The sequence below is a fragment of the Streptomyces sp. MB09-02B genome (assembly GCF_033794485.1).
Lineage (GTDB): Bacteria > Actinomycetota > Actinomycetes > Streptomycetales > Streptomycetaceae > Streptomyces.
This window is the reverse complement of record NZ_JARGEE010000331.1, coordinates 1-10217: the sequence shown is the minus strand read 5'-3', so window position 1 is coordinate 10217 and position 10217 is coordinate 1. Positions and strand designations below refer to the sequence as shown.

Sequence of the window (10217 nt, the reverse complement as noted above, 5' to 3'; positions counted from 1 at the left end):
CTCCTTCACCCCGCCCCCCGGCGCCCGCGCCCACCGTTTGCGTACCGCTCGTGGAGAGTTCGCCGTGATCGAGGCGGGGACGGCGGTGAAGGGGAGTGTGTTGCTCGTGCCCGGGTTCACGGGGAGCAAGGAGGACTTCATCGCGCTGCACGAGCCGTTGGCGGCGGCCGGGTACCGCACGGTCGCCGTGGACGGGCGTGGGCAGTACGAGAGCCCGGGAGCCGAGGACGACGAAGCTCCCTACGCGCAGGCGGAGTTGGCCAAGGACCTGCTCGCCCAGGCGCAGGCCGTGAGCGACGGCGGCCTCCTGCATCTGGTCGGGCACTCACTCGGCGGCCAGATCTCGCGCGCCGCCGTGCTGATGAACGCCTCCCCCTTCGCCTCGCTCACCCTCATGGCCTCGGGCCCCGCCCAGATTTCGGCAGGCCAGCAGCAGCGCGTGAAGCTGTTGCGGGACGCCCTGGCCGTGATGGACATGGAGCAGGTGTGGGACGCCATCCAGGCGATGGAGGCCCCGGAGCCGGAGGAGGCCGACACGGGCGCCCTCGACGCGGGCCTGGACGACCGCGCCGACCTGCGCCGCCGCTGGCTCGCCACCAAACCCGCGCAGCTCATCGCCACGGGCCGCCAACTCTGCGCGGAACCCGACCGCGTCGCCGAACTCGCCGCCGTGGACCTGCCCAAGCACGTCCTCTCCGGTGAACGCGACGACACCTGGCCGATCCCGATCCTCGACGACATGGCCGTACGGCTGCATGCCCACCGCACCGTCGTCCGCGACGCCGAGCACTCCCCCAACACCGATCAGCCGAAGGCGACGGCCGACGCCCTCATCGGCTTCTGGGACCGGCTCGCCCGGTGAGCAACAGCCGGAACGGGGACCCGCCGAGCCCGGTTCGACCCGGGCCCTAGTACTGCGCCCGCAGGTGCTCCCAGAAGCCGTCCCTCAGCGCCCGTCGCAGGTCCGCCTGCCCCCGCAGCGAGTACTGCAGCAGGCCCTCCGCCTCGACGAGCAGGTCCTGGTCGACGGAGCCGGGCAGGTACGGGTGACCGTGGAGCAGCTCCTGCAGGGTCTCGCGGCCCCGGGAGGCGAGCCACTTCGCGGCGATCTGGGCGCCGACGAAGCGGACGTCCTCCCGGGTGGGGCGGGCCCCGGTGGGGGCGTCGTAGGTGGCGGCGGCCCGCCGTGACACGTACGGCTTGAAGAAGTCGAGGTCGAAGGTCCGCTGGCTGTCGACCTCCCAGAGCAGGGGCTCGGCCTGGTTGCGGCCCTCGGGGGCCTCGATGCCCCAGAGGTGGACCCTCGCCCCGTACCCCTGAGCGGCCTCGACCGCCGAGACCAGGTCCTCGTCGCCGCCGATGAGGGCCGCGTCGCTGATCGCGCGGTGCCGGGCCAGTGACTCCAGGTCGGTGCGGATCAGGGAGTCGACGCCCTTCTGCTGGTTGTTCGCGTTCAGGTTGCCGAGTCGGACCTTCACGTCCGGCAGTTCGGCGATCGACTGCTGTTCCGCCGTATGGATGCGGCGGCGCGCCCCGTCGTACCAGTAGACCCGCAGCAGCCGGCTGTCCGCGAAGATCGTGCGGGCCTTGTCGATCAGCGCGTCGATGAGCCCTTCCGCGTCGAGATCGAAGGACCGCCGGTCCTCCGTCCCCGCGACGAGCCGTCCCACGGCCGCGTACAGGTACCCGGCATCGACGAAGATCGCGTGTGTCGAGGGCGTCTTCGCCACCTCGGCGAGCATGCGGTGCAGCAGCTCGTTCGTACGGTCGATGCGGGCGCCGAGCGCCGTGAGGTCGTCGTTCATCACTGCCATTGTCCCGGCGGTCACGCTGCGAACACAACCGGTCCCAATCAGTCTTCCTGCTTCCAGGTAGACATACCACCACACCGCTTACCGGCTAGTAATTAGCTTCTCGAAAAATTTCCTTAGCGTAGGGAATGTTCGTCACGCGCATACCGTTGACTCCTGATGGAACACGGGCACCGACGACCCGTGAGCCACCACCAGTAGTTCTCCTCAGGAGGATGACCAGACGAAGGGAGAAGCCCTTGCGCTTCGAAATTCTGCGACTCGACGATGTCAGCGGCACGCCCGTGGACAGCACCGTCGTGGACGCCGCCTCCGTCAACCGGATCGTGCAGCAGGCCGCCGCCATCGGGCAGCGCCTCTGGATCCGCCCGGCCGACGTGACCGCCTCATAGGACGCGGATCCGTTCACACTTCGGAGCCCCGTACGGCACGACGCCGTACGGGGCTCTTTAGGTGGGGCTCCCCTCAGGAGGCCTGTACGACCTGGGTGACGCCGTTGATGATCTGCTGGACGGCGATCGCGGAGAGCATCATGCCCGCGAGCCGCGTCACCAGGACCACACCGCCGTCCTTGATGACCCGGATGATCAGCAGCGAGTACCGCATCGTCAGCCACAGCACGACGTGGATCGCCAGGATCGCGGCCCACACGGACATCTGACCGGCCACTCCGTCCGCCTTCTGCACCGCGAGGATCACCGACACGATCGCACCGGGTCCGGCCAGCAGCGGCATCCCCAGCGGGACGAGCGCGACGTTCACATCCTTCGTCTGCTTCGGCTCGTCCGTCTTGCCGGTCAGGAGATCGAGCGCGATCAGCAGGAGCAGCAATCCGCCCGCGATCATCAGCGCGGGCACGGACACATGCAGATAGTCCAGGATCTGATGCCCCAGCAGCCCGAAGACCGTGATCACTCCACCGGCCACACAGACGGCCTGGAGCGCCATCCGCTTCTGGGTACGGGCGGGCCGCCCGGCGGTGAGTCCGAGGAAGATCGGGGTGATCCCGGGAGGATCCATGATCACGAAGAGGGTGAGGAAGAGGGAGCCGAAGACGGCGAGATCGAACACAGGGGTGCCTTGTGGGAAGGAGGAGGACGAACGAGGGGGAGCCCTGACAGACGCCGGCGACCGAGCCGCTCATCTGTGGGCGAACGTTCCGCGGGGCGGAAGATGTGGGCAGCGGCACCATGCGTCCGGGGTGCCGCGCCGAGCGAGGGACCAGCTAGTTCCCGCCGGTCCCCGGGACGGGAAACGCTCCGGTGGCCCGCCGGGTGATCTCGCCGTACACCTCGGGGTCGGTCGTGTACTCGCCGAGCACACAGGTCTTCCGGCTGCCGTGGTAGTCCGACGAACCGGTGGCGAGAAGCCCCAGCTCCTTCGCCAGTCCACGCAGCCGTGCCCGGGTCGCCGGGTCGTGCTCCATGTGGTCGACCTCGATGCCGTCGAGTCCGGCGGCGGCCAGCTCGGCGATGGCGGACTCCGGTACGGTCCGCCCGCGCTTGACGGCGGCGGGGTGGGCGAAGACGGCGACACCACCTGCGGCCTTGATCAGGCGGATCGCCTCGAAGGGGTCCGTCTCGTGCTTCTCGACGTAGGCGCGGCCTCCGTCGGCGAGCCACTGCTCGGTGAAGGCGTCACTCACGGTCGGTACGACGCCGAGGTCGACGAGTGCGGTCGCCACGTGGGGCCGTCCCACGGAACCGCCGGCGGCGATCCGTGCGACCTGGTCCCAGGTCACCGGCACGCCCAGCTCGTTCAGCTTGGCGATCATCCCGCGGGCGCGCGGGACCCGGTCGTCCCGGACCAGCTCGCGCTCGGCGAGCAGGTCGGGCTCCTCGGGGTCGAACAGGTACGCCAGCATGTGCATGCTGACGCCGTCGAGTCGGCAGGACAGCTCGGCGCCGGTGACCAGGGTGAGCCCCTCCGGCAGCGCGGCGATCGCCTCGGCGTGCCCGCGCGTGGTGTCGTGGTCGGTCAGCGCGACGACGTCCAGACCGGCCGCCCCCGCCTTCCGTACCAGCTCGGCAGGGGTGTCCGTGCCGTCCGAGGCCGTGGAGTGGCAGTGCAGATCGATACGCACGACTCGGACTCCAGGCGCGGGGAAGGGAAGCGGACGCTCAAGGATAGCGTCCTTTTGGACTACCCCTGTCACACCCAAAACCGGGGAGTGCCCCCTACAGGGGCGAAGGCGGTAGCGAGGACGGAAGCGGCTGCAACGGGCGCCTCACGGGTCGGGACGTGTGGTCTCGCGGGCGGCCGGGTGCTCGATGGGGGGCCGGTCGCGCAGCTCCCCGCACCCCTGACTCATTCGCCCTACCCCTCTCCCGCAGACGCCCCTACGGCTCCAGGATGCGCGGGGAGAGGGCTCCGCACGGCAGGAGTTCCACCTCCGCTCCCGCGTCCCGCAGGTCCGTCAGCACGAGTTCGTCGTACATCAGCAGTCCCGTCTGTTCGGGCCACACGATCGCCCACAGCCACAGTCCGAGCGCCTCGCCCGCGAAGACCGCGCGGTCGTCCGGCGTGCCGGTGACATGCCACAGCGGTGTCGGCCGGCCGGCCGCCAGCACTTTGGCCTGGGGTGGCTTCTCGACGCTCAGGTACGGGCCGGGGTCGGGACCGTCGATGCCCGCGTACCGCGCGCCGAGTCCGACACCGAGCTCCTCCGCGATGAGGACCAGCTCCCCGACACCGCCGAGCGGGCCGGGACCGGAGCAGGCCACGGCGGTGGCCCGTCCGCCGCTGCGGTCGTCCCCGGCGAAGGCCGCACCCGTGAAGAGCCAGCCCACGGGTAGCGGCCAGGGCATCCAGACCGGCACCTTGGCGCGGTGCACCACGACGCTGAGGGCCTCGACGCTGGGCGGGATCACGGGCTGCAGCGGGTGCACCGTCCCGTGCGCGGTGCACTGCCAGGAGTCGGCAAAGAGGCCGGGAGCCCTGACCCGGCCACCACACTTCGGGCAACTGGGTTCGCCCCTCATAGGGCCCAACGGTCCTCCCCGTGCTTCCTCGCGTCAAGGACGATCACCCGTCCGGCGTGTGCGCGTCACATTCCGCGCACGTTCCGCGCACGAACGCCGGTCCACGGCCGCCTGCCGGCCCGTCGGGCCGACCAACGGAATCAACTACCCACACCGCCAAGGGAAGCGGCGGTTTTCGGCCACCTGCCGAACGGCCTCCGGTCACGCATGGCGTGCCGTCCATCACACCGGGAAGTCGTGTAGGGCGGTCCGTCAGTTCAGGGAGACCGACCTGCGGACGGGGTCGCGGAGGTCGGTCCCCTGGGTGAGCCAGCGCTCCTGGAGGGCCTGGGCACCGTGCACCCGCTTCCAGGCCGCCTCGTTGGCGGTCATCGGCAGGAGGGGCAGGAACCGTACGGGGTCGGCGGGGGCGTCGAGTTCGAGGTCCTCGACCAGGCCGCCGGACTCGGCGACGAGGACGGAGGTGAAGGGGGCGCCGGGCCAGAGCGGACCGCCCACGTCGAGGGACGCGCCGGGTGCCACGACCACGCCCTCCACCTGCGGAGACGCGGCGAGTACGGCGAGCGGGCGCAGCACCTTGTCGGTGTCGGCGACGCCGCGCCGCACGGACAGGACGAGTTCGGCGCGGGGGCCCTTGACGGGGTCGGCGAGGACCGCGGTCGGGTCGGCCATCGGCTGGGCGGACATGCCGAGCGTGGCGTAGCGGACGACGTCGCCGTCGGAGAAACGGAGTACCTCTATGCGGTCCGTGCCGAGGAAGGTGACCGCGGCGCGCGCGTCCGGTTCGCCCAGCGCGGTGCGCAAACGGGCCTCCACCAACGGAAGAACATCAGCCATGGGGCGAGCATAGAACTCGTCAGGAACCGGCAAACGGGCACCTTGACACTTCAGTCGACTGTTAGTCTTGGCCGCCGGTCGGGACAGCACGCGGGCAGCACGCAGAAGCCTCGCTCTCAAGGCTTCTCACGCCTTCGCGTCCCGTATCGAGAAGACTGACTCCCCTACGGGGAACCCCGGATGGGGTATGGAACGTCCCTTACGAGGGACCGGCCGGAGGAGGTGGGGCTGCGATGGACCGAAGTCGACCTGGCAGTACCACCCGCTCTTCCGCTGTTCGAGTTCCGTAGCTCCGGCCGTAGCCGTAGTTCTCGCTCCGCTGGCTACCGCCTCACTCGCGTCGTGCCGCTCGCCGTTCGTCGCGCATCGGAAGAGCACTTCTTTCCCGTCTTGATCTGAATCAAGCGAAGCTGTCACCGCGACGGTGCGGTGCTCCCCGCTTTGTGGACGTGCCAAACATCCGCAGTTAAAACGTCCCCATTCCGGGTAGTTCCACCCGTCGTCGACGGCCTTTCGTTGCGAAGGAGCCAGCTCATGTCGATGATCCACAACCTGCGTGCCGCGGTCCGCCCGTCCCGTCCCTCGCGGCTGTCGCTGCGCAAGGACGGCGGGGTGTACGACGCCACGCGTCCGGCGGAGGCGGCCACGGCCGTCGTGGACTGCGCCGTGTACCGCGACGGCGCGCGCGTCTCGTTCGAGCGCAACCTGACCCCGCACGAGGCGATCCGGCAGGTGCGCCGTGACGGCGGCTTCGTCTGGATCGGCCTGCACGAGCCGTCGGAGGCAGAATTCTCCGGTATCGCGGCCGAGTTCGGGCTGCACCCGCTGGCGGTGGAGGACGCGGTGCACGCGCACCAGCGGCCGAAGCTGGAGCGGTACGACGACACCCTCTTCACCGTCTTCAAGACCATCCACTACGTCGAGCACGACGAACTCACCGCCACCAGCGAGGTCGTGGAGTCCGGCGAGGTCATGTGCTTCACCGGGCGGGACTTCTTCATCACCGTCCGGCACGGCGGGCAGGGCTCGCTCCGGGCGCTGCGTCACCGGCTGCAGGACGACCCGGAGTTGCTGGCGAAGGGCCCGTCGGCCGTGCTGCACGCCATCGCCGACCACGTCGTCGACGGGTACGTGGCGGTCGCGGACGCCGTGCAGGACGACATCGACGAGGTGGAGACGGAGGTGTTCTCCCCCGGGCGCAAGGGCACGCCCCGGGGTACCGACGCCGGCCGGATCTACCAACTCAAGCGCGAGGTCATGGAGTTCAAGCGCGCGGTGCTGCCGCTGGTGCGGCCCATGCAGCTGCTGAGCGAGCGGCCGATGCGGCTGATCGACCCCGACATCCAGAAGTACTTCCGTGACGTGGCCGACCACCTCGCCCGGGTCCAGGAGCAGGTCGTCGGCTTCGACGAGCTCCTCAACTCGATCCTCCAGGCGAACCTGGCGCAGGCCTCCGTCGCGCAGAACGAGGACATGCGCAAGATCACGTCCTGGGCGGCCATCATCGCCGTACCGACGATGGTGTGCGGCGTGTACGGCATGAACTTCGACTACATGCCGGAGACGCACTGGAAGTACGGCTACCCGGTGGTCCTCGGGGTCACCGTCGCGCTCTGCCTCGGCATCCACCGGACGCTGAAGCGCAACGGGTGGCTTTAGGCCGGCAGGGCGGGCCGGGGGCGCGGTTAGGCTGCCCCCATGACCGCCGACTCGCCGGGCGCGGACGCGCTGACCGCCGACGCTCTCTTCGATCAAGCCCTCGTCGAAGAGGCCACCAAGAAGTCCGGGCTGATCTGGGTCCGGGGTGTTGGGGTGTCTCGGGCCTTGTGGCACGTCTGGCACGAGGGTGCGGCGTGCGTGGTGGGTGACGGGCCCGGTGAGCAGCCGTTGCCGGAGCTGGCCGACGGGGGCTCGGCGGTGGTGACCGTCCGTAGCAAGGACAAGGGCGGGCGACTGGTCAGCTGGGCGGCGGACGTCGTCGAACTGGCTCCCGAATCCCCCGAGTGGGAGTCCGCCGTGGCCGAACTCAAGGGCAAGCGCCTCAACGCCCCCGACGGTGAGGCCATGCCGGCCCGTTGGGCCCGCGAGTGCCGGGTGCTCCGCCTGCGGCCGACGGGGGCGACCCTGCCCCTGCCCGACGGCGATCTGGCGGAGCCCCCGGTCGCCACGTCGGCGACCACGCGGCAGCCGATTCCGGCGGCGGTGCCACGCCTGCTCTTCGGCCGCCGCAACCGCAAGGGCTGAGCACCGGGCCGGCCCCTGCCCGGAGCCCCTCGTGTCGCGGCTCGGGCCCGTCAGGAGGTCGGCAGTTGCTTGCCGTAGTCCACCACCGACTTCTCGTCCGGCTCCTCCAGGGCGAAGTCCTTGCCCCAGTCGGTGAGGAGGATGGTGCCGGCGTCGCCGGCGCGGACGAGGCGGAGGGGGTAAGGGGTGCCTTCGAGGGAGACGTCGAGCGTGCCGCCGGAGCCCTTGTCGCCGGTGATGCGGACGGTGCGGGTGCCGGACTGCTCGTGGTGGCCCTCGGTGGACAGCGTGCCGTGCAGGGTGAGCAGGCTGTTGAGGAGGACGTCCTTGTCGGTGAAGCCGCTGAACCGCTTGTAGGCGGGGTCGCCGGTCGGCACCTTCACGTACATGCCGTCCAGCTTGTCCGCGGCGGCCGTCTCCGAGTCCTCGTCCTGCTCGCCGCCCTTTTCGGAGTCCTCGTGGTCCCAGAAGTCCGCGTCGGCCTTGAGGAAGAGGTGCTCCCCCACTTTCAGCAGCCGGAACGTGGAGCCCTCCGACGTCACCGAACCCGTGCCGCCGTCCTCCTTCAGGCGCATGTCCAGCTTGTAGGTCCTGCCGTTGCTCACCACGGCCCCGGACAGCCGGACCGTGTCCGCCGCCGTGGCCGCCGCCCTGGTCTTGCTCTGGATCTTCGCCGGGTCCAGCCTGCCGACCCCGTTGGTGCCCTCGTTGGGATCCTCGCTGCACCCCGTGAGCCCCAGCCCCCCGACCACCAGGGTGCAGACGGCGCTCACCAGTGCGGCCCTTCGGGTACGGGGAATCACAGTCACAGGCGATGCACCTCTTCGTGGGGAGTCCAGGCCTACCGCAGAGTACCGGGGCTCCCGACCCACCACGGAGCCAGTCCGTCCGCACCGCTCACCAGGGCATATCCGATCGGGACGGGCTAGCCTGAAGCCGTCCTCGGCGGACATTCCCCTCACGACGGGAAGGAAAGGGGCGGCTCATGGCGGCGGTGGCGCCCCGGATCTTCGTCTCCCACCTCTCCGGCGTCGCCGTCTTCGACCCGAACGGCGATCAGGTGGGCCGCGTCCGGGATCTGGTGGCCATCCTGAGGGTGGGCCGCAAGCCCCCGCGCCTGCTCGGCCTGGTCGTCGAACTGTCCACCCGGCGCCGGAGCTTCCTGCCCATGACCCGGGTCACCGGCATCGAGTCGGGCCAGGTCATCACCACCGGTGTCCTGAACGTGCGCCGCTTCGAGCAGCGTCCCACCGAGCGCCTCGTCATCGGGGAACTGCTGGACCGGCGGGTGACCCTCGTCGAGACCGGCGAGGAAGTGACGGTCCTCGACATCTCGGTGCAGCAGCTGCCGGCCCGCCGGGACTGGGAGATCGACCGGGTCTTCGTCCGCAAGGGCAAGGGCGGGGCGTTCCGCCGGCACAAGGGCGAGACCGTGACCGTGGAGTGGTCGGCGGTCACCGGCTTCTCGCTGGAGGAGCACGGGCAGGGCGCCGAGAACCTCCTCGCGACCTTCGAACAGCTCCGCCCGGCCGACCTGGCCAATGTGCTGCACCACCTCTCCCCCAAGCGCCGGGCCGAGGTCGCCGCCGCCCTCGACGACGACCGGCTCGCCGACGTCCTGGAGGAACTGCCCGAGGACGACCAGATCGAGATCCTCGGCAAGCTCAAGGAGGAGCGGGCGGCCGACGTCCTGGAGGCCATGGACCCGGACGACGCCGCCGACCTGCTCGCAGAACTGCCCGAGGAGGAACAGGAACGGCTGCTTACCCTGATGCAGCCGGACGACGCGGCGGACGTACGACGGCTCATGGCGTACGAGGAGAAGACCGCCGGCGGTCTGATGACCACCGAACCGATCGTGCTGCGCCCCGACGCGACCGTCGCCGACGCGCTCGCGAGGGTGCGCAACGCCGACCTGTCCCCCGCACTCGCCGCCCAGGTGTACGTCTGCCGGCCGCCGGACGAGACCCCGACCGGCAAGTACCTCGGCACGGTCCACTTCCAGCGGCTGCTGCGGGACCCGCCGTACACCCTGGTCAGCTCGCTCCTCGACGACGATCTCCAGCCACTGGACCCGGAGGCCGCGCTGCGCGCCGTCGCCGGGTTCTTCGCCACGTACGACATGGTCGCGGCGCCCGTGGTCGACGAGAGCGGCTCGCTGCTGGGGGCGGTGACCGTCGACGACGTGCTGGACCACATGCTTCCCGAGGACTGGCGGGAGACGGAGTTCCACCTGTACGAGGACGAGGGCGACGGCGTCGCGGACGGGCAGGAGGCGGACGATGGCTCCTGACCGGGAGGGGCGTGAGGCCCGTGAGGGGCGGGAGCGGCGGGGAGAGCGAGG

11 protein-coding genes are annotated in these 10217 nt (G+C 70.3%); 5 read left to right on the top strand and 6 right to left on the bottom strand.

Going from position 1 to position 10217, the window contains the following annotated elements:
* The coding region (locus P1P70_RS33145; RefSeq protein ID WP_319244393.1) for an alpha/beta hydrolase at positions 1-862 on the top strand (862 nt) is incomplete at its 5' end.
* Between the two features lie 46 nt (positions 863-908).
* On the opposite strand, the gene P1P70_RS33140 is transcribed toward P1P70_RS33145, so the two are convergent.
* On the bottom strand, positions 909-1814 hold the full coding sequence (locus tag P1P70_RS33140; protein WP_319244391.1) for an NYN domain-containing protein: 906 nt from the start codon (positions 1812-1814) through the stop codon (positions 909-911).
* Positions 1815-2050: 236 nt separating this feature from the next.
* Here P1P70_RS33140 and P1P70_RS33135 point away from each other — a divergent pair, with 236 nt between their 5' ends.
* Complete coding sequence (locus P1P70_RS33135; RefSeq protein WP_086755393.1) at positions 2051-2203, top strand: hypothetical protein; 153 nt, start codon at positions 2051-2053, stop codon at positions 2201-2203.
* A gap of 73 nt (positions 2204-2276) precedes the next feature.
* Here the strand turns inward: P1P70_RS33135 and P1P70_RS33130 are convergent, their stop codons facing one another.
* From P1P70_RS33130 to P1P70_RS33115, 4 genes are all read right to left on the bottom strand, one after another.
* Complete coding sequence (locus P1P70_RS33130) at positions 2277-2882, bottom strand: MarC family protein (RefSeq protein WP_319244389.1); 606 nt, start codon at positions 2880-2882, stop codon at positions 2277-2279.
* Between the two features lie 154 nt (positions 2883-3036).
* A complete protein-coding gene (locus P1P70_RS33125) occupies positions 3037-3894 on the bottom strand; it encodes a PHP domain-containing protein (RefSeq protein WP_319244388.1) in 858 nt (285 codons plus the stop codon).
* Between the two features lie 256 nt (positions 3895-4150).
* A complete protein-coding gene (locus tag P1P70_RS33120; RefSeq protein WP_319244386.1) occupies positions 4151-4792 on the bottom strand; it encodes a DUF6758 family protein in 642 nt (213 codons plus the stop codon).
* Between the two features lie 252 nt (positions 4793-5044).
* Complete coding sequence (locus P1P70_RS33115; protein ID WP_319244384.1) at positions 5045-5629, bottom strand: suppressor of fused domain protein; 585 nt, start codon at positions 5627-5629, stop codon at positions 5045-5047.
* 534 nt (positions 5630-6163) lie between these two features.
* On the opposite strand from P1P70_RS33115, the gene P1P70_RS33110 reads away from it, so the two are divergent.
* Entirely contained in the window at positions 6164-7288 is a 1125-nt protein-coding gene (locus P1P70_RS33110; RefSeq protein ID WP_217182315.1) for a magnesium and cobalt transport protein CorA, read from the top strand.
* A 39-nt stretch (positions 7289-7327) separates the two neighbouring features.
* The gene (locus tag P1P70_RS33105) at positions 7328-7873 is read left to right on the top strand and encodes a hypothetical protein (protein ID WP_319244381.1); all 546 of its coding nucleotides are present in this window, start codon (positions 7328-7330) and stop codon (positions 7871-7873) included.
* 50 nt (positions 7874-7923) lie between these two features.
* On the opposite strand, the gene P1P70_RS33100 is transcribed toward P1P70_RS33105, so the two are convergent.
* Entirely contained in the window at positions 7924-8682 is a 759-nt protein-coding gene (locus P1P70_RS33100) for a hypothetical protein (protein ID WP_319244379.1), read from the bottom strand.
* Positions 8683-8858: 176 nt separating this feature from the next.
* Here P1P70_RS33100 and P1P70_RS33095 point away from each other — a divergent pair, with 176 nt between their 5' ends.
* Positions 8859-10166, top strand: coding sequence for a magnesium transporter MgtE N-terminal domain-containing protein (locus P1P70_RS33095; protein WP_319244377.1), 1308 nt, complete (start codon positions 8859-8861; stop codon positions 10164-10166).
* Positions 10167-10217: the final 51 nt, after the last annotated feature.